Source organism: Neobacillus sp. NRS-1170 (genome assembly GCF_050468025.1).
Map to the genome: position 1 here is coordinate 26,255 of NZ_JBITPF010000003.1, position 24,704 is coordinate 50,958.

15 protein-coding genes are annotated in these 24,704 nt (G+C 38.9%); 13 read left to right on the forward strand and 2 right to left on the reverse strand.

The annotated features are described in order from the left end of the window. The first annotated feature begins 54 nt into the window (after window positions 1-54). Window positions 55-867 carry a protein phosphatase 2C domain-containing protein gene (locus ACIFOT_RS00130; protein WP_430060375.1) on the forward strand — a complete coding sequence of 271 codons (813 nt, stop codon included), beginning with the start codon at window positions 55-57 and terminating at the stop codon, window positions 865-867. A gap of 41 nt (window positions 868-908) precedes the next feature. Here the strand turns inward: ACIFOT_RS00130 and ACIFOT_RS00135 are convergent, their stop codons facing one another. After that, complete coding sequence (locus ACIFOT_RS00135) at window positions 909-1,526, reverse strand: NUDIX hydrolase (RefSeq protein ID WP_430060377.1); 618 nt, start codon at window positions 1,524-1,526, stop codon at window positions 909-911. A gap of 279 nt (window positions 1,527-1,805) precedes the next feature. On the opposite strand from ACIFOT_RS00135, the gene ACIFOT_RS00140 reads away from it, so the two are divergent. The 8 genes from ACIFOT_RS00140 to ACIFOT_RS00175 all read left to right on the forward strand — a co-directional run bounded on the left by ACIFOT_RS00140 (window position 1,806) and on the right by ACIFOT_RS00175 (window position 20,010). Continuing rightward, window positions 1,806-2,213 (forward strand): hypothetical protein, encoded by a 408-nt coding sequence (locus tag ACIFOT_RS00140; protein WP_430060380.1) that lies wholly within the window; start codon window positions 1,806-1,808, stop codon window positions 2,211-2,213. Between the two features lie 879 nt (window positions 2,214-3,092). After that, a complete protein-coding gene (locus tag ACIFOT_RS00145) occupies window positions 3,093-3,260 on the forward strand; it encodes a Fur-regulated basic protein FbpA (RefSeq protein WP_430060383.1) in 168 nt (55 codons plus the stop codon). Between the two features lie 282 nt (window positions 3,261-3,542). After that, the gene (gene ppsA / locus ACIFOT_RS00150) at window positions 3,543-6,167 is read left to right on the forward strand and encodes a phosphoenolpyruvate synthase (RefSeq protein ID WP_430060805.1); all 2,625 of its coding nucleotides are present in this window, start codon (window positions 3,543-3,545) and stop codon (window positions 6,165-6,167) included. Between the two features lie 215 nt (window positions 6,168-6,382). Next, window positions 6,383-8,101 (forward strand): hydroxysqualene dehydroxylase, encoded by a 1,719-nt coding sequence (locus ACIFOT_RS00155; protein ID WP_430060386.1) that lies wholly within the window; start codon window positions 6,383-6,385, stop codon window positions 8,099-8,101. A 252-nt stretch (window positions 8,102-8,353) separates the two neighbouring features. Beyond that, a complete protein-coding gene (locus tag ACIFOT_RS00160; RefSeq protein ID WP_430060389.1) occupies window positions 8,354-10,591 on the forward strand; it encodes a hypothetical protein in 2,238 nt (745 codons plus the stop codon). Between the two features lie 26 nt (window positions 10,592-10,617). Continuing rightward, window positions 10,618-13,977, forward strand: coding sequence for a tubulin-like doman-containing protein (locus ACIFOT_RS00165; RefSeq protein WP_430060392.1), 3,360 nt, complete (start codon window positions 10,618-10,620; stop codon window positions 13,975-13,977). Between the two features lie 25 nt (window positions 13,978-14,002). After that, window positions 14,003-16,168, forward strand: coding sequence for a hypothetical protein (locus ACIFOT_RS00170; protein ID WP_430060394.1), 2,166 nt, complete (start codon window positions 14,003-14,005; stop codon window positions 16,166-16,168). Beyond that, window positions 16,165-20,010, forward strand: a complete 3,846-nt coding sequence (locus tag ACIFOT_RS00175; RefSeq protein ID WP_430060395.1) for a hypothetical protein — start codon at window positions 16,165-16,167, stop codon at window positions 20,008-20,010. The genes ACIFOT_RS00170 and ACIFOT_RS00175 overlap by 4 nt, the downstream gene beginning before the upstream one ends. 138 nt (window positions 20,011-20,148) lie before the next feature. Here ACIFOT_RS00175 and fabG read toward each other — a convergent pair whose 3' ends face one another. After that, window positions 20,149-20,883: a 3-oxoacyl-ACP reductase FabG gene (fabG, locus tag ACIFOT_RS00180; RefSeq protein ID WP_430060398.1), complete on the reverse strand. Its 735-nt coding sequence runs from the start codon at window positions 20,881-20,883 to the stop codon at window positions 20,149-20,151. Window positions 20,884-21,333: 450 nt separating this feature from the next. Between fabG and ACIFOT_RS00185 the strand changes: the two genes are divergently transcribed. From ACIFOT_RS00185 to ACIFOT_RS00200, 4 genes are all read left to right on the forward strand, one after another. Continuing rightward, entirely contained in the window at window positions 21,334-21,729 is a 396-nt protein-coding gene (locus tag ACIFOT_RS00185) for a hypothetical protein (protein ID WP_430060401.1), read from the forward strand. A 37-nt stretch (window positions 21,730-21,766) separates the two neighbouring features. Continuing rightward, window positions 21,767-22,510, forward strand: a complete 744-nt coding sequence (gene phbB, locus ACIFOT_RS00190) for an acetoacetyl-CoA reductase (protein WP_430060404.1) — start codon at window positions 21,767-21,769, stop codon at window positions 22,508-22,510. 76 nt (window positions 22,511-22,586) lie between these two features. Then, window positions 22,587-23,666 carry a class III poly(R)-hydroxyalkanoic acid synthase subunit PhaC gene (gene phaC, locus ACIFOT_RS00195; RefSeq protein ID WP_430060807.1) on the forward strand — a complete coding sequence of 360 codons (1,080 nt, stop codon included), beginning with the start codon at window positions 22,587-22,589 and terminating at the stop codon, window positions 23,664-23,666. A 254-nt stretch (window positions 23,667-23,920) separates the two neighbouring features. Next, the gene (locus ACIFOT_RS00200; protein WP_430060407.1) at window positions 23,921-24,610 is read left to right on the forward strand and encodes a hypothetical protein; all 690 of its coding nucleotides are present in this window, start codon (window positions 23,921-23,923) and stop codon (window positions 24,608-24,610) included. Window positions 24,611-24,704: the final 94 nt, after the last annotated feature.

Here is a 24,704-nt window from a genome sequence, read left to right on the forward strand (position 1 = left end):
TGTAGAAAAGTGTTTTTTTCAACAATTAAATTGTAAAAAAGAGGTGAACAACCAATGAAGGTTGAGTCATTTTTAAGGGCTGCCCCACATAAAAGTGAAAGTGAAGATTCAGTCTTATTAAATGAAGGCTTAAATGTTTATGGTGTTTTTGATGGGTCTACACCACTAATACCATTTAAGGATGAAAACGGAAAGAACGGTGCATATTTAGCAGCTAATATATTTAAAGATTATTTCTTAAGACTCTATCGAAGTAACCTTTCATTAGTTGAAGGAATCGTGACTGCGAATAGAATGCTGAGAGAACACATGAAAAAATACAAGGTGAATCAGGAAAAATATGAAAATCTTTGGTCAACATGTGCGGCAGTGATAAAAATTGAAAAAGACGGCAGGATTTCTTATGCACAGCTGGGTGATTGCATGATCATTGCTGAGTATCAAAACGGTATGATAAAAGCCTTAACAAGGGATACAGTAAAGGATCTAAATAAAAGAGCAAAAGTATGGCGTGAGGAACAAAGAAAACAAGGAATTAACATACCAGGTGAGGAGTATTTTCAAGATATTACTAAACAGCTTGTCTTTAATCGATCATTGGCGAATAAGCAATATGGTTACACTGTAGCGAATGGAAAAGAAGACGTGATAGACTTCATTCAGCATGGTCAAGAAAATATCCGGGAAATGAAGACATTATTAATGATAACAGATGGGCTTTTTCACCCCAATTTTTCAATCGAAGAAACATTTAAAAAGATTCATATGTCTGGTATTGACGTTTATTCCCTAGAATTAGAACAATTTGAAAAAAAGAATCATCTACGTCAAGATGATAAAGCGGGGATCATTATAAGATTTGTGTAAAAAAAACGGTTTAAGAGGACCGTAACTGAAGCAAAATGAATTTAATCAAAATAAACGGTTTCTAGTGGATTTTTTAAGTATTGAAAAGCCATTTCAATTTGTGATTTTGTATTCCGGGGAGTTGAGAGAGTAGGGAGTTCGTTTTCAGCAAAGAACTTTACTTCACTTGTTTCAACGCCTTTGGAGGGCTTTCCTCCTACTATTTCACAAAGGATAAATATTTTATAAATATGAAAAGCTGAAGGAGGGTGCGGATGGCATTTATTATCGGTTATAGCTAATAATTTGATTGCTTTTACATCGAATCCCGATTCTTCTTTTACTTCCTTAACAGCAACTTCACTTAGGGTAAGTCCAATATCAGCCCAGCCGCCGGGTAATGCCCAGTTTCCATCGGAATTTTCCTGAACCATCAGTATTTTTTCATCCTTAAAGACTACAGCCCTAATATCGACCTTAGGTGTTGCATAACCTTTATCGCTAGCAAATAAATCTTTGATTACTTGCCTTTCCATATTTGAGCAATGGGCTAAGATATCCACGCTAATATTTCTTATTAACTCAAATCTCTCCAAGTCATAAACATCTTTTGAATATGTTAATCCCGCTTGAGCAATAGACTGAAGTTGCTTTGCCCAATCGAGCCATTTAGGTTCCAAAATCATCACCTCTTTTTAGTATATTAATACTTTACAATACCATATATATTAATCTAGCAAAAATCTGGTACAACTCCTGTACTAGATTTGAAAATAAAGTTTAATAAAGAATGCCATATGGAAGGTTCTCATGTCTCAAAGGAAGTAATTTTTCAGTAACAGCGAACAGTCCAGCATTGTTCGCTTTTCTTCTGTATGCGGCGCGATGACAGGCACCAACACATTTTTTCCTCATATACATGAAAAGATTTACTGATTAAAGAAAGGGGGGAGGCTGCATTGTATCCAAATTATCCTTACCAGCCTTTCTATCCATATTACTATGACTACAGACAAGGCCTATTCTCAAAAATTCTTGCTTGTTATCAGCAAAAGCGATGGATCAGATTATCTTTCCGAGATGGAACAATAGTTGAAGGTTTTATAAAGACGTATGACCCTTTAAAGGGCGTATTAATTTATTTACCGCTGCAAAGGTACACGATTTCGTGTGAAGGTGTAAAGGTGGATTCTTTGCAAAAAGCTCAAAATTGTATAGGTAAAAGATCAACTCTGACACTTCCCAACAGTATAAGCCTTACATTTTCAATTGAAGGTGTTGACCAAAATCAAAATATTGGTGGTTGGGTTAACATAAATGAACTAATGGCGGTATCTGGACAGGTAATGGATGCCAATTGTATTTAGTTGGGATGCTAAACTGAGGACATTAAATCTCCAAGCTTGAACTGGGTTGTAGCAAACGAATAACTACCTTAAGGAACCTCAGACAATATTCTAGTAATAATAGGACCTCCAAAAAGTGGAGGTCCATTTTTTTATCATGACCCTACTTCGAATGAATTTGTAAAACAATTAACATAAGCATGCTTCATTTTTCAGAATATTATGTAACAACCTATTTCGCACAAATAGGTTGGCAATGTTTAAAGAAAAAACACGTAAAGGGGGATTTCTAATGGATATTTGCATTTCCTGCGGAGAGGAGTTATGTATTCTGGAAAGAAATCGTACGGTATGCTGGGAGTGTAGAGACACAACAGCGGAGACATATTCAGAATCAGAATGACGTCAGTGGGGGATCACAAACTGAAAAAAATAATCTCTGATATCAACTGAGATTACTGAACAATCAAAGCCAGCTGTCCTTTTATTAAAGGTGCTGGCCTTCCTTTTTCATTGAGAAGTTCTTGAGTAGAACAAGAAACTGTAATACTAGTAACTTTTTTGTAAAATCAAAAACCTATATATATCCTCTTAAACTCCTTATTAACTCATATACATAACATATTATTTGAAGCAAAAAACGGAGAAGCCACTATTTCTCCGTTTTTTTTTGGAATATTAAATTTACTACTATATGACAAGTTCTTCTTTTTTTATAGAAATTTAACAATTCAATTAAGTGTTGTTAAATCCAGATAAAACGACAAATTATTAAAAGATTGCTTGTCTATAATTAGAACTGTCAAAGGGAACGGAGTAAAAAATACTAATAGAAAGTGAAATTCTATGAAAATTTGTCCTGAAGACAAAAAATAAACATTTTAAGATGAGGTGTAAAAAATGGGAAATTTACTTCGAAATGCTGTTTACTTAAAAAAGCAAAATTTAATTAATAAACTAATTAAATTTGGAATTTATAAAAAAAATAGCAAACAACTATATGAATTAACTTTGAGTGAACTTGAAAAAGAATATAGATTATATTTGGACACAAATGGCCTTGCATAATTGGAAATTAACCCCACTTTACCTTCCGCACGTACAAAATCCTAAATATCAGTTTTCTAATAAAATTATTCAAAAAGTGACAATCAACTTTAACTTTAGTTGGGTCACTTTTTATTTTTATTCTAGTTGTTTGTTGGCAGATAAAAAATGCATTTGTCAATGATTTGCAAAGTGGCGATACTAAGATCCTCTAATTCTAATCAATAAGGGTATGCAAGGATTACATTGGCGATATCCTCAATAAAATGAAAGAAGAAATCATTTATTTAGGAGGGGTCTTCCATAAATGCCTATGTGCTGGGTTTTCGAGAGATCGACCATACAACGCTTATGGCTGTTGGGGGCAAAGGGCTAAACCTTGGGGAACTGTCTAGGATTAAAGAAATTCGGGTACCGGATGGCTTTTGCGTTACCACAGAAGCATACAAAAAAATCATCTGCAATAACTGTGAGATGAGCGACTTCCTGGATAAACTCGGGCAGCTAAGAGCCGATGATAGGGGACAAATCAGTGTAATTACCGGAAAGATTCGCAGCGTGATCGAGAAAACGGAAATACCCCTGGATATCGAAACCGAGATTATTCGGAATCTATCGGAGTTTGGTGAAGAACGGGCTTATGCGGTTCGTTCCAGTGCAACAGCCGAGGATCTGCCTCTTGCTTCCTTCGCGGGCCAGCAGGATACGTTTTTGAACATCATTGGAAAAGAAGCAATCCTTACACATATCCGTAAATGCTGGGCTTCCCTGTTTACAGACAGGGCGGTGATTTATCGCATCAAGAATGGTTTCGATCACGGCAAAGTCTACTTGTCCGTCGTGATCCAAAGGATGATTTTCCCCCAAGCTTCAGGGATCATGTTTACGGCTGATCCTGTTACTTCCAACCGCAAGATGATATCCATCGATGCCAGCTTTGGACTTGGTGAAGCACTCGTCTCTGGTTTAGTAAATGCAGATAACTATAAGGTTCGAGATGGAACAATTGTTGAAAAGACGGTCTCTGCCAAGAAAATAGCCATTCAGGCATTAATAACAGGCGGTGTAGAGGAAAAAGAGATCGATTTAGACCAACAAAATAGGCAAACCCTTTCAGACACGCAGATTTTACAGCTGGAGCAAGCGGGAAGACAGATTGAGACTTATTTTTCCTGCCCGCAGGACATCGAATGGTGTCTTTCTGAAGGGGCGTTATATATCGTCCAAAGCCGCCCCATCACCACCTTATTCCCTGTCCCTGAGGGAACCGATGGACAGAACAGAGTTTACTTGTCATTTGGTCATCTGCAGATGATGACCGATGCCATTAGACCCTTGGGTATGTCCTTTTTAAAGGATTTAACTGAACAATTTCCGGTTCATTTAGCTGGTGGAAGACTGTTTATTGAACTTACTTACGACCTTGCCTCTCCCGTTGGCAGAAGAATCCTGCTTTCTGCAATAGGCAAACACGACCAGCTTTCGAAGAATGCGATTTTAAGCTTGATAAAGAGAACAGATTTTATGAATTCATTGCCAAGGGGAAAGAGAGTATTCAAATTCGGGGCTGAAGGCCTTTCCTGGACACTGCCCATGCAGGTAATCAACATCCACCGAAAAAATGACCCGGCAATCCTTCAGAATCTCATAAAGCTAAACGAGGCATCCATAACGGAACTGCAAAAAGGGATTGGAGCCGTATCGGGAGACGAACTATTTACATTCATTAGGCAAGACCTTAAGAAATTAAAAGAACGCTTGTATGATCCTCGAAGCTTAGGAGTCATTATTGCTGGGGCACTAGTATGGAACTGGATCAATGAAAAAATGGAAAAATGGCTGGGGGAAAAGAACGCTGCTGACACACTTTCCCAATCGGTATCAAACAACGTTACATCTGAAATGGGTCTTGACCTCATGGATGTTTCGGACATCGTTCGCTCCTATCCTGCGGTGATGGAATTTTTTCAGCATGCCAATGATGAGACTATGTATGAAGACCTAGCCAAACTCGAAGGCGGTCGGGCTGTCATTGACGCAATGAGGGGGTACCTTGAAAAATACGGAATGCGCTGCTCCGGAGAGATTGATATCACAAGGACCCGTTGGAGAGAACAGCCAACCACGCTCATCCCCATGATCCTCAGCAATATAAAGAACTTTGAACCTCATTCGAGCAGAGTCAAATTTGAGCATGGCAAGCTGGAGGCAGAGCAGAAGGGGCAGGAACTTCTAAAACGCTTGGAGCAATTGCCCGGCGGCAAACGAAAGGCAAAAAAGACAAAGAAGATGATCAGCGTTTTACGCAATTTTAGCGGGTTTAGGGAATATCCCAAGTACGCTTTCATCCGACGTTTTGACATATACAAGAAGGCAATCATGAAGGAGACCGCTTTATTGGTTCGAAAGGGGGTCATCCGGGAAAAAGAGGACATCTACTATTTATCCTTTGAGGAGCTCCATGAAGCGGTTCGCAACAGCCATTTGGATTGTAGGATTATTAACGAGCGAAAAGGGGATTATGAAGTCTTTGACAAGTTGACACCACCGCGGGTGATGACGTCCGAGGGCGAAGTTATATTCGGTGAATACAACACCGATCATATCCCACAAGGTGCCTTTGCGGGAATTCCTGCATCATCCGGCATAATCGAGGGCCGCGCTCGTGTCATTTTAAAAATGGAGGACACTCATTTAGAGGATGGGGATATCCTCGTAACCACATTCACCGATCCCAGCTGGACACCGCTGTTTGTATCTGTCAAAGGCTTGGTGACGGAAGTAGGCGGTCTTATGACACACGGTTCCGTCATTGCGCGCGAATACGGTCTTCCGGCCGTCGTAGGAGTAGAAAACGCCACGAAGGTAATAAAGGACGGACAGATGATCCGGGTGAACGGTTCGGAAGGGTATATAGAAATGATATGATTTTATGTTTTTTTTAAAATGGAATCATTAGTATTTGAACAACTTCTTCTCACCGCAGACACTGCCAGCATCCAGTCACCCAGCCAATGCAGCGAATATAGGGTGAAAAGAGAGCAGTACAACTTTCCTCGCTGATATTTCTGAATATTCAATCACTACCAACCTCTGATGCATAGTATGGATTAATCTATTCTCTATGCGAGGAAGGTGAGTTCATGAAGAAAGCGATTATCTTGGGAGGAGGAGTTGCAGGCCTTAGTGCCGCACATGAACTGATAGAAAGAGGGTTTGACGTAGCGGTATATGAAAGCAAAACGATTCCGGGCGGAAAAGCACGGTCCATTCCTGTTCCACATTCCGGTACGGACGGCAGAAAAAATCTACCTGGAGAACACGGGTTTCGATGCTTTCCCGGTTTTTATCGCCATATCATTGATACGATGAGACGAATCCCTTATGACCAAAACCAAAGCGTATATGATCAATTAGTTACAGCTAGGGAGATGGGCCTTGCCCGCTTTAATCATCAGCTAGTTGCCATCTCCACTTCCATTCCGAAATCCATGACCGGTATCAAAAAGAACATGAAAGCATTGTTCGATTCTGATTGGGGACTATCAGAGGAAGAAGTGGTTTTTTTTACCGAGCGGCTTTGGCAGGTGATGACGAGCTGCAGGGAACGAATCATGGATGAATATGAAAGAATTAGCTGGTGGGATTATCTGGATGGAGATAACCAATCGAAGAACTTCCATGAAGTATTTGCTTCCATTTCCCGGTCATTGGTCGCAGCGAAATCTACAGAAGCAAGCGCCAAGACCTTCGGTACCGTTCTTTCCCAACTCCTTATGGGTATCATTACGCCGACCAATGATTCGGACCGTGTCCTGAACGGACCGACCAACGAGGTGTGGATTGATCCATGGATCAGCTTTTTGAAACAAAAAGGAGTCAGCTATTATACCAATGCAACTGTAAGCGGCCTTCAACTTAAAGAAGGCAAAATAACGGGAGTCCATATCCACAGGGATGGATATGAAGAGTTAGTCAAAGCTGATTTTTACTTAAGCACACTTCCAGTGGAAGCTATGGCCCCGTTGGTTACATCAGATATGCTTAGGGCAGACCCGACACTTTCAGGATTGAAAAAGCTTGCCAAAGATGTTGATTGGATGAACGGGATCCAGTTCTTTATGAAACGGGAAGTGCCCATTGTAAACGGGCATCTAATTATTATGGATTCTCCCTGGGCAATTACGGCCATTTCACAAAAGCAATTTTGGATTGGGAATGATCTCCAGCAGTATGGGGATGGTCAGGTTAGGGGCATTATTTCGGTTGATATTTCGGAATGGAACAAACCAGGCATCCTGTTAGGAAAAAAGGCAATCGAATGCACCAAAGAAGAAATTAAAGATGAAGTATGGGCACAGCTGAAAAAAGCGTTAAATCATGAAAAAGAGTTGCTTCGGGACGAGGATGTGCACTCTTGGTTTTTGGATCCGGACATCAATTTCGACATTTCCGGCAAAATGATCAATAGTGAGCCCTTGCTCATAAACAAAGTGTTTGCGTGGAGCTTACGACCCTATGCTTTCACGGGTATTCCCAATCTCTTCCTGGCTTCCGATTATGTGCGTACAAATACGGATCTGGCGTCAATGGAAGCTGCCAATGAGGCAGCACGAAGAGCGGTGAACGGTATCCTTGATGCAGCCGATTCAAGAAAAAGGAAGTGCAAAATCTGGGACATGTATAAATTTGACCTTTTAACTCCATGGCACATTCACGATTGGGTACGCTATCGGAAAGGGCTCCCCTGGGATGGAGGCGCTTCCTTTTTTTCAAGAGGCATCCACTTGCTTCTCTATGCAGGCAAATATGCTTGGGGAAAAGCCAAAAAGTTCAAGTGGTTTCGTAGCGTATTTAAATAATAGGGTAATAGATTTGAAAGTCGAATCCGAAAAAATTCGTTCCAAATTTTCTTTTCCTCTACAACCAAAATAGTAAGCCAATAAAGTAAAGAACCTTCCCTCAGCCCATTTTTCATATGGGTTGAGGTTTTTTTATTAATTATAGATTACAAGCATGGGTCATAACCAATGGACTTACTGTATAAAATAAAATGAACTATCAAAAAATGTAAATTTACCGTCTGTGTTGATTACTGGAAGGGAGTCCAATAAATGATAGGTAAGTATAAGCAGCTTGTTGTGACGCTAATCCTGTTTATTTTTCCCTTTTTCTTCTTTATTGCAAAGGCCGATGCGAAAACGGATCCTCGGATTCCCAAAAATAAAATTGTTGCGCTTGTATATGATGATTCGGGTAGTATGTGGGAACAATCCGGAGCAAGTGGAAAACTGCCCATTGATAATTGGAAATATGCGAATTACGCTCTTCAAAGTTTCACGGCTCTTTTGGAGAAGCAGGACCAGCTAAAGGTGGTATTTATGAGTTCACCAACTGCAGCGAATCCTATTGAATTAGATGAAAGACTACGTCAAAACGAGATTGATCAAATTCGAGCATGGAAAGGGAAAAAAAACACTCCATTGGCTTCTTTACATACGGCCATAAATGAATTGAATAAAGCTGCAGAGAATAATAGAAACTCAGATTTTTGGTTGATCGTATTAACAGATGGAATATTTAATGAACTTAACCATCTTGACAAAACTAATTCGACAACCCAAATTGATGCGAATAAGAAGGCACTTTTCACTAGTCTAAAAGATTTGAAGGCTAAAGTGGAGAAAAATGGTACCAGTATCCACACCACCCTGATACCCATTGAGACCTATTTGAACCCTGAAGAATTATCCATTATGGCTGATTTTAAACGGCAATGGAAAGAAAGCTCAGGCGGGCTAGTATTAGAAAGCAAAGGGCAACTGGATATTATTCAACGGATAAATGAGGTTGCTGCTCTCATGACGAATCGTGATCCAAACGAACAGGAGCAGTTTGATTTAAATCCTGTTTGGGAGGGGAATCAATTAGTCCTGAAATCGCCTTTCCCTTTAAGGAGAATTACTCTCCTTGAACAGTCAGCCGAAGAGAATGCGTCCTTTCAAATGAAGGAATTTTATATGAACAACCAACGAATTGAACAAGGAATGGAGGGGCCATTTAAAGTTAAGACACCCGATGACCCTGCACAATTAAATCCGCCAATTAGGGGAACCTTCACGCACTTTAACAACGTGAATGGGAATGGTGTGATCGAAAAAGGCACTTACAAAATTGTCTTTGATAAGAAACTTACAGAAGAACAACAGAAGAATATTGAGGTAGTAGCGGAACCGGCGATTGATTTTAAAATCGATTTTCAGAAAATCAACAGCAATGGGAGTTTGACGAAGGATCCTTCCGTGTTCTTTAAAGGCAGTAAAATGAGGGTAGAAACGACTTTGTTGAAAAGTGACAGCTCAGATGAAGAAATTGATATCCGCGATATTGATGTGGGAAGTTTGTTTGAAGTGGAAGCGAAAATAGGTCAAAACAATCTACCGCTTAAATATGATCGTAAACTTAATAAATTCATAGGGGAGTTTACAATACTCAACAACGAAAAAATTCCTGTTAACGTAAAGGTCAATATTAAAGGATTTTATCAAAAAGAAAAAGATACGAGCCTGCAGGCCCTTCCTACTCGAAAATTGAGTTTAGCCGCCAATACGGATGCTTGGAGGGCACCATTAGACAAACTAGACCAGGCAAAACCCCTTGTGATCACTCCAATGGTTAACGGGGAAGAAATGACATCAGAAGAGCTTAAGAAGATCATGAATAAACTTAAAATAGAATCACCCAGCAGCATAAAAATTGAAAAGAAACAGAAAGGGAATCAAATTTTCATTTATCCCAAGAGTTTATCTCCTATTTCTCGAACCTCAGTGGGGGAAGTGCCCCTGCATATTACGCTGCAAGGCCAATATCCTAATGAAGTCGCCGAAGGCACTTTTACTCTGACGATTGAAGATATCTCCATTATTAAGAAATATGGCAAGGATCTCATTAAGGCTTTAATCCTGCTGGCCCTTATTGTGTATTTGATTGGAATTATCATTAAACCAAGGTTTGACAAAAACCGCATTTCCATAGAATACAAGCAGAGCCGAAAAAGAGAAAAACTGCGTGATGCACGGGTTATGACAGAGAACTTCCATACTAGCTGGGTTCAAAGATGGCTGGTGCCCTATTTAGCTGAAAAAAAGAGGATTAACGATTTAGTATTTAAAGCGGATCGAAAGAAAGACCGGGTGTTGCTGGTGAAAGAAAGCCAATACACTGACTTGATTGTGAGACATGAAAAGCTTTTGGATAGAAGTAAAAAGACAGACTTAGCGATTTATCATAACGATGAAATCCAAATCGAGAGAAGTAACAACTATTTGGTATACACGTTTAAATCACATTAATAAATTCCTAAGAGGGGGCAGCCAGCATGAGCTTTAATGTTCCAACAATATTAATCGGGTTAGGTGGAATAGGCAGTAATATTGCCAATATGGTATATGGTCGGATTCCCCCAGAGCAGCGAGGCAGAGTAGCCATACATGCTTTTGATACGGATGCAAGCAGCATCGCTCAATTGGATCATTTGAGAAACTGTGCGACACAAACAAGCACGAACCATTCTGTTAATGAATATCTGCAAGCGAATAAAGATGTCATAAAATGGTTTCCGAATAATCCTCAAATAAAACGGAAAACGATGACAGATGGAGCCGGCCAGGTTCGGGCTGTTTCAAGACTCGCCTTTCGCTCAGCGATGTCTGAAGGGAAGCTAAATGCTTTGTGGGACGGCATTGAACGAATATTTCCAGTTGACAGCGATTCAAGATCGTATAATGTCCGGGTGATTATTATTAGTTCCTTAGTAGGTGGAACCGGCTCCGGGATTTTTCTGCAAATTGCTCTCTATTTACGGGAAATGCTGGAGCGGAAGTTAGGCTCGGAAAGTGTATTAATCCGCGGCGCATTTTTACTTCCTGATATTCTAGTAAGAAGTAATACGCTGGATCAAAATGAGTGGGAAGCCGTCCAAGGGAATGGTTACGCCAGTTTAAAAGAACTGAACGCCATTACATTAAGTGCTTCCGGCAATCATAAGCAAAATGTGACCATTGAACTTGAGTATCGCCCCAATCAGATTGATTTAGAGGGCAGGACGGCACATGCGATTACCGATAAACATCTTCCATTTGATTTTTGCTTTCTTTTTGATTACGAAAATACGAAAGGGCAGCATTTGACAAATGTTTCCGAGTATATGGAACAGGTGGCACGTACAGTGTATCTGCAGCTCTTTAGCCCGATATCTGCAAAAAGCTTTTCACAGGAAGATAATCAAATAAGAAGCTTAGTAGAATCAAATGGGCAGGCAAGGTACTGTGGGTCTGGTGTTGCTTCTTTAACCTATCCGTATGAAGATATTTTAGATTATTGTGCATTAAAATGGTCTGTGAATGGACTAAATGACACTTGGCTTCGATTAGATCAGCTATTTCATGAAGAAAAAAAGCGCCATGAAGATGACGAAAGAAATGGAATCCATCATGAAAAACCAATGATTAGAGAGCTTTATGTTAAATACTTTGATCAGATTGTGAATAACCAAGAAAAACCCAATCCATTTTTCCGTCAGCTTGATATGCAGGTTCACCAAATCGAGGATAAAGGAAAAAAAGGCTCATCGAAGGCGGATTTATTTTTAGATGAGGTAGAGGAATATGCAAAAAGGGTAATTAGAGAAGATGAAGAGTTAAAAGAGGATTATGAAGAGCATTGTAAGCTTGATGCAGGAAAACTAAAAATAAAAGATCAAGCAAAACAAGAAATAAACCGGATGGAAGCATCCTTGGAAGACTATGCCAAAGAGATTAACAAGAAAATCAGTGAAAATAGTCATTTCATTGCCTACCAGGTAATCGATTCTGATTATCATTCGCCTAATGGCGGGGACGGAAGTAGATTTCATTTAAACACATGGTTACTGAAAGAGGAATCACCCATTCATCCGGTAGGAGTACGGTTTATCCTTTATAGCATTCACAATAAACTAATCAAGAAAATTTCCAGTTTAAGAGAAGAGAATCGTCTATTGAAGGAGCAGATGAATCGATATCAAGACATCTATGATTTAGACCGAAATGATGGTGACGTAGACGATGCAGTCCGCCGCGTCGATAAAGCCTTAAAGCAGGGTTTCCTTTCCAGTATGTTTAGAAATAACTTTAAAGATTTTATCAATGAATATACGGAAAAGGCCACGCATCAGTTTAATACGCTGAACCGTTATAAATATTCGATGCTGTTAGAACAGGTTTTTTCAGCACTCAATCAATCCATTAAGGAAATGATCGGAGATTGGCAAAGATTCTTTGACAATTTAATGGAGACAAAAGAAACGCTCACAGGTGAGATTCATCAATTGGCCAGGAAATTTGAGGGTGTCAGTGACCCGACGAAAACCTTCGTTCTGGCAGAAAAGGAAATGCTGGAACAAACCTGGGAGCGGATTCGCCAATCGGTGGATAATGGGTTCTTACCGGAGAGTATCTCTCAAAAAATTTATTTAAGTCTTTATAACCGCTTCATCGAGCGAAAAAATAATCGCGGGACAGAGGAATTTTATAAGGAAACAAAGGTTGAAGAGTTTTTTAAAGAAAATGTGGTGGCTTTCTGCCGGAAGGAATTGGCGAATAAACATCAGGATCAATTGGATTTAACCATTATTCAAGCATTAAAAATAGAAGCGGGCCGATTAGGCAAGGATGTGGATGATTACCTTTATCGCAAGATTAAGGCGATAGAGGAGCTTGCTCAACCTTTTGTTCCCATCACGAGTAATTATCGAAGCTTGAAGTTTTGGGGACTCCATACTGAAAGCTTTAATCTACTCAGTGAGATGGAAAAGAACGAGTTATTTAATGATAAGCAAATTGTTGAAAATGCGTTTAACCGGAATGAAATCGTTTGTTATCGTGCTCATTATGGATTATCGGTCAGTGACTTTAGCAAATTTTCTTCTGGAAAAAATGGAAAGCCGCCAGGGGTTTATTATGAGGCCTATCATCGTTTAGTGAACAAGCTAAATGAGGATGAAAATCGCACGATTACGCCTCACCTGGATCGAAATTGGCATCTTCCTGCCTATATGCCCGACTTAAATCCAGAACGGGCTGAGCTTGAAACCAATCGCACGGACAGAGCTTTAATCCTTGGTGTGATCTATGGGTGGCTCCAGCTAGTTAACTCAGATGGGAAAAGAGTCTATCAATATAGTGGAAATCAAGGCACAAAATTATTACTGAAATTCGGTGAAAAGGTGGAAGAAGATACATTTTTGCTTCATGAAGCCTTACCGCATAACCCTGTCATCTATGATGAAATTTTAGAAAGATACCAAGAAACGCAGGAAAATCAAATAAAAAATAATCGTAATATAGAAGAACACGATTTTATGCTGGGAGCTTTAGAAATCTCAAAAGTAAAAAAAGAAGGAATCAGGAATATTCTAGATTTGGTGTTGGCTTATGATCTCGAATTTATCTCCGATCCTTCCTTAACAGTAAGGGCTGATCGGTTACGAAAATGTTTGTTAAATGAAATAGTGGAATACTTTATGAAGGTTATGAAACCGGACTCAGCCAAACGGGAAGCTGCGAAGTTGATTAAACGGCTCTGGGCTGAATCGCTTGTCAGATATAAAACGGCCCAAGATACAGAAGAGTTCAACAAGTGGATGAATGATATTAATCATAAAATGAGTTCATTAAATCAAGAACAAGTATTTGTATAAGCTTGTGATAAAGGACTGATTCTTGATGCACTCCATTGTGATACATTTCGGCAAAAAGTATGAAGATTGGCATCTAGTTGAGCCATTTTTTTATAAGCTTCAGAATCATAACGAAGTAACCTTTTACTGGGAGGAGGACTCCTCCTCTCAACCTCTCTATTCCTTATTAATGGATAGAATGATTGAACATTTAGACCGTCTTCGAATAAAGGATTGGCAGTTGATTATTCTCCTGAATCTAAATGATGAACGAAATCGACATTTACGTTTAACGACGCAGCTATCAGAAATAAGGAGAGAACTACTTACACCTTTAAAGGACAAAGGTTTTTATCCGCTTCAAACCCTTTTACATTTAGTTGACATGATCAAAAGAAATTCTAATTACGCTCCAAACGAGGCAGAGTTAAAAAGGTGCTGGGAGCTGGATCATTTTGGCTATCTCGAATCAGACCAACTAGCTTTTGGAATGGGCAATGCCTTTACGAAACAGGAAATAAACAAGCTGGATGAAGAGTGGGGGGACACCATCCAGCTTCAAGATATTGTTTTAGACCAACCAGATCATGAATTCATGTTAGCTTTAAAAGATAAATGTGACCGGGTGAAAAGCTGTCTTAAACAGTTGATCAATCGAAAAAAGGAGCTTTTGGTGAATTTAGGAGAGGTTCAGGCTCATGATAATTGGATGACCTCTCGGCAGCTCGAGATTGTGTTGGAAGAGTTTAAGAATAAGCTAAAGCAAATGATGACGCCCCCTTTAACTCAATCATTAACGAACTTTTCGCCATCAAAAGAGCTTTCAAGCAGCTTGAAATTTCATGTGGGAATCCAAAGTGAAATCGGTGATATTCGTTTAATTCGTCAAGAAATTGACCAAAGCTCTCATCGGGAAAGAATGAAAGGATATTTGGAACTCGCCTATTTCCTTCTGACCATATGCCATCATCCGTCCCTTATTGAAAGGATGGACAAGGGAAGTGCGAGTGTGATCCAGGTGACATTAGAAGAGAAGCGTTTAGAGAAATTACTAAAAAATTATTATATCAATCTGGTAAAGGTGAAAAAGCAAATAAAGGATCAACTATTACTCCAAAACCAGTTTCATACCAATCGATTTCGGGATGATGAATTTGCCCCTTATACGGCGGCTGCAATTGAAAAGAAAAGGGATTTCATTCCACCACTCTCGAAACATTCAAAGATTACTTATCATTTTTTTGACCAATGGGAAGATCAGCTTTATAAAGCAGAAACCATTCTCATGGATCGCGAAAGGGAGCTTCTTCAAAAATCAAGAGAAGCCCTCAAAAAATTGAATGTATTAAAAAGGAAAAATGAATTTTTGGAAGAGGAAGAATGGATTGAGATTAATGATTATAAACAGGAATTGGTTGAAAAGATGAGTCTTGTGCACCAAGAGGTAATCGACACAGCGCCTTCTTCGTCAGAAGCTCTTTCTACCTGGAAAAATCATGTGCCAGGAGCGAAAAAGAAGATGCATTTTCTCCTGCAATTGATTCCTAGCCAGCGCCAGTACCAGACGATGGGAGCACTCATTTTTTTAATCTTAATCCTTCCTTACCTGTATATGTGGGCAGCCACCACATCTCAGAGAGAATGGACATTCAATTTTGCGATAGTCTTTGCTGTCATCATTGCTGTTACCTGCCTGGGGTATTTTTTTACAAAACGAACTTCCCATCGACCGATTTGGAAATTTCAAGAACAAACCTATGAGCACATTGAAAAAATCTATCAAATGCAAGTGAATTCCCAGCATCAATACAATCATTACCTAAACCAGTTATTCAAGCTTTTTTCGTTACGAAAATATCACGAAAAAGTATCCAGCATTGCAGAAGAGAAGAAGGAACAGAATCTGCTGCATCGCTATCACCTTATTAAATTAGAAGAATTTGCTCATATGGCCAACCGGCTGCTTCATATTCTGCAAATGAATATCGAACAGGACACGGCAAATAAAGAACGTAGTGTTCCGGTGATTAAAATGGAAAAGAGTGTAAACGAGAATCCTATTTATTCACCCTTTCAGCAGGCGGGCTTGCAGGAGGCTGGGGGAAATGGGATCGAAGTATATCTTGGCAGTGCCATTGAACAATATCAATCAACCTATTTCAATGAAATTGATCAAATTCGGATCCAAGAGGATAAGGTGTATAAACTATGAACTTACTTGCATTATTGTTAGGAAGTCTAGTCGTCTTTGTGATCAGTTTCATCCTCATTTATACAGCAAATTTATCTCAGGAACAGCGATATAAACAACTTTTGCTCCCGGCCGCAGCCCTATTCACTTCCATACCTTTACTTTTATTCGATGATAGTCTCACTCGTTTTTACGAAAAATTCCTGGATGAACAGATGCCCAGTTTCATACCGTATATCTCGCTGGTAATCAATCTATCGTTTTTGGTTGTGTTTCTGTTTGTAAAATGGTGTTGGAGAATGGTGGGGAGGCTGTCTTTTAATTCACCTGGAACAAAGACAAAAACGTACCGCTGGCTAAGCTGGATCGACACACTTCCGAAAAAAGCCAAAGCCATCTTCTATCCGGAAGATCTCGTAAATAGAACCAAAACGAAGCTATTTGTGCCGGGAACTGTTTCGCTGGTGTATATCAAAAGCCGGGGACAGATCCTTTTGAAAAAAGAATGGACGTACCTTTCATGGTTTTTCAAATATGCTAGTATTTTCCCATTCGTTTTACTGGTGCTCCTTATAATTGCCAGTGTATATCATTTATCGTTGATTCAGTATTTGCCTAAATATCCGATTATCTCCATTGTTCTGTTGATGGAGATTGCCTGGTTCTTAAATGGGCGAAAGGCTGCTTATAGTGAAGGCTTCATTGAGGGGCACGATGCCATCTCAATAAGGCTTGCCACCTATGAGGAGTTATTTAACCAATACAAGGATTTATGGGAAGACCGCTTGCTGGCAGATGGGATCATCACAGAAAATAAGCTTTTTCCTCATCGAACCAATCATTTTTCCTATGAGAATCTCTCGTCAGATCCAGAGCATCAATTGATTATGAATACCATTTGTGAAGGAATAAAGAAAAGAAATCTGATCATCGATGAGAGTTATACGAGGATGATGTTAGAAATCATCCAAGAACATGATGTGTTGATTGAGGATGTCATCTACGAGGATTTCTCTTCCTATTTTTTTCCGGCTTTGTATCATTTGTTGACGAAAAATAAGAAGATCTTGATTATCGCCCATAGCCAACATGCTGCTGAGGAAGCTGTGGAATGGGTAACGAATGGAATTAGCGAAGTGGCCGGGATCGATCAAGTATGGAAGGTAAGCACTTTTTTAGATGCCCTCGAGCAAAACATCAATTCCGATGTTTTAGTTGTTTCGCCTGATATTTTGCAGGAGAACCGATTTTTGCAATACTTAAGCCAATTAGAAAAAACAAAGATTTTGGAAGGCATTATGATATTGCAGGCGGAAAAGCTGATTCCAGCCTATTCCACCATTCTGCATGCGTTTAACTCGAATGTAAGGGAGCTAATTGGCAGAAAACCGCAGTATATCATCCTAACAGAGTGGTATGAAGGATTAGAGCCTGCCATCCGTACAGTCTTGCAATGCGAGCCAAGAGATCTCGTCGCCTCCTCAAGCATAAGTCAAAATTTACTCTATATGGTTTGGAAAAAAGAAGGAGAACATGTATTTCAGCAAACCATCCTTCCGAAGATGTCGCACCGACAGTTAGAAGCGGAAGTGGTATTATCCCTGCCAGCTATAAAGGCAAATATTGAACCCGTTCACTTCATCCATCAGCGGAAGACCACAGTGAAAGAAAGCATACAGGAAATCATGGATGCGAAGTCGGCGTTATTTGAGCTTGGGTTTGATTTAGATACATTGGACCATTTTTTAAAAAGGATGCAAATCCATGATCGAAATCTATCCATTCCGAGTGATGATTTCTCCTTTCTACTCATTCGAGACCATCACTACAATTTAGTGGATCGTTTGAATATGTGGAAAGGTGCCGGCAAAATGGCTTCCTTTGTGCATATCGTATCCCCGCCCTATTTAATTCGGGATTATTTAGCAAACCAGTTGGAGTTTTATATGAGCACCAATCGAACGATTGCTCCTTTGGCTCCACGCTTATCCCAATCGGTTTGGAGCCTTGCCTTTTACCTATTAGAGCGATTATGTCATTTTTACCTGAACGAGGAAGAAATAGAGAATTACTTAAGTAAGGCGAAAATAAATTCCTACCGCTCGGTGGTAGAAGGTGTTCACGAGTTGTTCTCGATCGCTTTTGGACCTAAATTGGCCTACCGATTGAATATCGAATCTAGAGAGTTAATAAAGTTCGACCGCACAAAAAGGGATTTTGTAAGGCAGAATCAATTTCGGATTCCGTCTACAGCTAAGGAAAAGATTTTACCAAAAGGGTTAGGTTTTATTGAGATAAGGCATAACAACAAGTGCATTTCGGAGATTTTTGAAGGGCATTTCTATCAACAATATCTGCCGGGCCAATTTCATTCCTTTAATGGCGAACTTTACAAAATCCAAAAGGCCGATCTGGAGCATGGAGTTGTGGAAGTCAGCTTTGAACCGCTATTTGAGCAGAAATATTACCGTCCTAGAATGGAATATCAACTACGTAAGTTGAAAGATGCAGGCTTCTATGAAAATAAAACCATTTCATTTGACCGGGTGGAGGTCAGCATTCGAGAGATGCAGGCGGATGTCAGAGTTCACACATTTGGCTATGTGGAGTTAAGTCAAATGTTGAATTTAAAATCAATGAAGGTTCATACCTTCCATCAAGAAGAGGAGATTACAAGGGAGTATAAGAACGGCCATCTACTAAGAATGGCGATTCGTTCAAAAGAGGGAACCATTCAAAACCCGGCTCAAATTAAATTTACGCTCGCATTATTGTTAAATGAGTTGTTTTTGTCCTTATTTCCGGAAACACATCATTTTGTGAAGGTCTGTACCCGATTAGAAGGATCATTTTTTGATGAGACAGACACCATATCTAAAAAGTTACAACTAATTACACCTTCCTTACGGATGGATGGTGAGACAGAAGACGAGGGGCAGATTATCATATACATGATAGAGGATTCTCCTGTCCACCTTGGAATTTTAGAAGCGATTCGCGATAATTGGGAACATATCTTTGATATTCTGAATGACTATTTGTATTGGTTATCAAATGAAAGTAACGGTAATAGTGATTACCTTCATTTTGGTTATGACAGGTACCCAACAGAACTTGCCTTACGTGAAACCTATTTAATGATCGATGAGCTGTTAACAAGGAAAAAACTGCGGGAAGTACGAACAGAATATCTCGGCCGTTTACAAGATAGTGACAACATGAAAATGAGTGGCGGGGTTACTCAATGCATGTTCTGTGGAAATGTGTTTTCATCCACTCAAGTTCATCAACTCGATGATGGCAGGCAAAGATGTTTTACCTGTAATGAGACGGCCATTGACGATGTATTACAGGTTGAGCCTCTCTATAACCAAGTTCGCCAATTATTCACTGAATTATTTCTAGTACCTTTGCCAGCAGATATAGAGCTGTCGGTACTAAGTGCAGCAGAGATACACAAAATAAGCGGCTTACCTTTTATTCCAGAAGCGGGGCAGCCTCGTTTAACGGGTAAAGCAAGCATGGATGTTCATGGAAAGCTTAAAGTTTTGGTAGAAAATGGGTCGCCGAAAATCTATACGCTCGCTACTTTAGCCCACGAACTGACCCATATTTGGCAGTTTGAAAATTTAGAGGTGGAGAAGCTAACGCATGAAGAGATTGAAGGATTTGCCTCATGGGTCGAAGTACACATGATGACCCATCTGGGAGAAATCCCTTACGCTAACTTGCTCAAACAACAACTCCTAAACCGGCAAGACGAATATGGCAGAGGTTACCGTCTCATCATTGAAAAATTAGCCAGACAATCAAACACAGCTAATCCGTTTGAGTTGTATGCAGCTGAGGAGGTTGGGATGTAAAAGATTCCACAGGGACGGTTCTTATGGAGTTTAGTTAGGATCACAAACATACCAAGAATAGAAGCACAAACCAAGTCCATGGTTTGTGCTTCTATTTTTTATAGTAGAAGTGAAGACAGTTAAAAGAAGCGATCGTATCTAAATAACCAAACCTCCATCTACACTTAAAATAGTTCCGTTAATATACTTTGCATCGTCTGAAGCTAAAAATAGATAGGCCGCTGCAATATCTTCAGGCTTACCAAGCCTTTTAAGAGGAGTTTTTTCTTTCATTAAATTTAGTACCTTTTCTGGGACTGCTGCGGTCATGCCTGTTTCTATGAATCCAGGTGCTACTGCATTGACTCTGATCCCTTTAGGTCCAAACTCCTTCCCCCAACTTTTTGTTAGTCCGATTACGCCGGCCTTTGTAGCAGCATAATTTGTTTGCCCAATGTTTCCATAGATACCGACAACTGAAGAAGCGTTAAGAATAACACCCGACCCTTGTTTTAGCATGATAGGAGCTACAGCTTTTGTGCATTTAAAAACACCCGTTAGGTTGACAGAAATAACTTTTTCCCAATCTGAATCCTCCATCTTTGTGAGAAATCCGTCCAGGGTAATTCCGGCATTGTTAATTAAAATGTCAATTTTACCGTATTTTTGAACAATTAATCGCACCATTTCTTCAATCTGGGAGCTTTCTGTTACATTAACTTTATAGAAATTTACTTTTTCATCATTCAATTCTCCTAATGCTTCCTTGCCGGCAGATTCATCATAATCACATATAACAACACTCGCTCCTTCTTTTAGAAATTTTTTTGCCGTTTCTTTTCCAATTCCTTGTGCCCCGCCGGTAATTAAAACGACTTTTTCTATAAACCTCAAAATTTCCACCTCTTTTTAGATTTCTTTCAATCACCTAGAATTCATGAAGAGAAAAAATGCAGTCAGAAATTTTGTCTATTTTGTGAACAAAAACAATCGAAAAAAATCATAGATTTGTCGACAATTGTTGAAAAAGAAGAGACCAAAAACCTGTGAATTTGGAACTGTTTTCCTAATAATATAATCGCGATTTGCTACAAATATTATTCATTAGATAACAAAATTAGAACAGAGGAAAATCAAACGAAAGAAGAATCCACCTGTGAAACCATTGCCGTTATTGACTTTTAGGGATAATTGAAAAATTCCTATAGGTGTAATTTACATAGAAGGTAGAAAAATGTCGTAAAATGCAATAATATTTTTTGAATGTTTTTAATGTTTGTTCTTTAAATGTTTCAAGGATGATAGTACGATAAAAACGTCGACAAAATTGCAAGGAGGAAAAAAATGAGCAGAGATTTTAACTTATTTGAAGTTTGGAAGGATCTTTATAATCAGACCAGTAATTTTTATGATGAAAAAATAATGGAGTCTTTTCCTTCCCAGGGTATAGGGCAAATTTTGGACATGAATCTACAATTTAAAAAATTGATGGATGAAACAACAGAAAAGTATTTAGAACTTGTTAATGTACCATCTCGAAAGGACCTTTCGAATGTGTCGTCACAGATTGTTAATGTCGATGCAAAAGTTGATAGTTTAGAAGAATTGCTTGAAGAGAAACTGGAAAGCAACGAAAATCTGGTATCGTTTCAACACGAATTAACGGATTTAAAACGTGAAATGAAGAACTTGGATAAAAAACTTAATCAAATTCTTTCTTTATTAAATGCCACAAAATAATTCAAATACAAAAAAATAATATATGGGGTGAGAAATAATGACAGATTTAAAGGGAAAAGTAGCTATTGTGACAGGTGGGAGCAGAGGAATTGGTTCAGCTATTTCCAAGGAACTGGCGAAAAATGGTGTGAAAGTTGTTCTTAATTATGTGACTCGTGAAGAGTTGGCTGAAAAAATGGTCGCTGATATATACGAAATCGGTGGCGAAGCTTATGCAGTTCGTGCGGATGTTTCAAATAGTGAGGAAGCAGCCTATCTCGTACAACAAACAATCGATCATTTTGGACGATTAGATATTTTAATTAACAATGCAGGAATTACGAGAGATAGCACATTCAAAAAACTAAGTTCAGAGGATTGGAGAAGGGTAATTGATGTTAATTTAAATAGTGTTTACAACACAACATCTGCTTCCCTGCCGTACCTTCTTGAATCAGATGCAGGCCGTATAATCAACATTTCCTCGATAATAGGACAAGCTGGAGGTTTTGGCCAGACCAATTATGCGGCAGCAAAAGCCGGACTTATTGGCTACACAAAATCACTAGCTCTAGAACTAGCGAAAACGAATGTAACAGTTAATGCGATTTGCCCAGGATTTATCGGAACCGAAATGGTTCAAGCGATTCCTGAAAAAGTGCTAGCTGGAATTGTGGAAAAGGTACCACAAAAACGGTTAGGAAAACCGGAAGAAGTAGCACGTGGCGTTTCTTTTTTATGTAAAGATGGTGACTATATTACTGGTCAACAGCTAAATATTAATGGCGGACTTTACATGTAATAGTTATGTAGGTGGATGGCTAAGTACATAGCAAAAAAATTACTAAACTAAGGAAGGAGTGTACAACTTGAGTATAATGGCCGAAAAAGAATGGGAAATGCTTTTTGATTTATTCCCTCAAGAGTACGGACAGCAAATAAAACGTGTCATCAAGGCAACCCAAGTGTTAACCATTGACCCAGAACCAGAAGTAGGTCCTACTCCGAAAGAAGTGGTTTGGACTAAAAATAAAACGAAACTATATCGTTATCTTTCCGAAAAACCGAAAAAGCATAAAATACCATTACTCTTGATTTATGCACTAATAAATAAACCATATGTATTGGATTTAACTAAGGGTGGAAGTCTAGTTGAATATTTAGTTAATAATGGGTTTGATGTCTATCTCCTTGAATGGGGGACCCCAGGTTACGAAGATCGAAATATGAAACTTGATGATTTTATCGTTGACTATATACCAAGAGCGGTTAAAAAAGTCTTAAAAACATCAAAAGCAGACGAATTGTCCATCCTTGGATATTGCATGGGCGGTACGATGACGTCTATATTTGCAGCACTTTACCCTGAATTACCGATTCGTAATCTAATTTTTATGACAAGTCCTTTTGATTTCGAGAATTCAGGCTCTTACGGGGCAATGCTGAATGAAAAATATTTTAATATTGATAAAGTAGTAGATACTCTAGGTGTGATTCCTCCTGAAATGATTGACTTTGGAAACAAATTGATTAAACCAATGGGAAATTTCTTTGGACCATTTGTAAGTCTTGTCGATCGTGCTGATAACGAGAAATTTGTAAAAAACTTTAAACTACTGCAAAAATGGTTGAATGATGGAATTCCATTTCCAGGTGAAGCATATCGCCAGTGGATAAGAGATTTTTATCAAAAAAACAAACTGATTAAAGGGGAACTGGTTGTCCGCGGTCGTAAGGTCCATCTGAACAATATCACTGCTAATGTACTAAATTTGGCAGGTAAATCTGATCTAATTGCCCAGCCGCATATGGTAGAAGCCTTGATGGACGCTATTTCTAGTAAAGATAAACAGTTTAAAAATTTACCTGTTGGTCATACGTCCATTACATTTGGCAGCCAAGCTACAAAAATAACTTACCCAACTATTGGTGACTGGCTTGGTGAACGTTCTAACTAATTATTTAACTATTAATAAGTGCTATTATTTTTTTCTGCAGGTGAGTGTTTTTATGCACTCACTTTTTATATTATCTGATTCATTTTTGGAAAATGAATCCATGAGAATAACATATATGAAAGGAATTATTTAATTAGTTCTTGGAATGGAAATCCTAATGGATGAAAAAACTATAGGAATGAAATCTAATTGGTAATGTAGTAAAAGGAGACACACTGGTAGTATGCATAAATGAAATTCGGGAGGCATAACGAATGAGAAGGATAAATCCAGGCTCCGTCATTTCTTACATAAAGTATGGGAATCTAAAGATACCAAAGAATATTCAGTACGAATGCCCGGAATGCAGAAAAACCACTGAATTTATGCTTAATGCAAACTACCAGAGCAGTAAGCATGGCATGGTAACTGAGAGTAGTTGTCCATTATGTAAAAAATCAGCAGTATTCGTCATAATGACTAAGGAAGGTATAGATGAACAAGGCGAAAATGCTGATACTTTTATTTATGACCTTCAAGCTTCCAAACATCCGGTAAATCAAATAGAAAGTCTACCCAATATACCCAAGGATCTGATCAGGGCCTACCGTTCAGCAATAAATGTTTATGAAGCTAGAGAAAATTCAGCTACTGCCGTTATGTCAAAACGTGTGATTGAAAGTATCCTAAAGCATTTTCTCGGGGATAAAAGTAAGGCTCAGCCTTTGTCTCAACAGCTTGAAATCCTGCCGAATCATGTGGATTTGGCAAAGCCTATTCAATCCCTTAGCCATTTATTGGCAACTGAGGGTTCCCTTCATCGGATGCTTGAATTGGAAACGGAAATGGATTACGAGACAACATCGTTAATAATGGACTTATTAGAAAACTTGATTGAGTATCTTTTTGTTTTGCCCGGGAAAATCGAAGTTACCAATAATAAGATAGGAAAGAAATTTAATTAGCAGAAAGCATAGTAAACTAAATATAAGTTAAATGAAGGTTCCCTTAGTATAAAAAAGTTATTTAACTTTTCTAACAGAAGTGTTAACATTATCC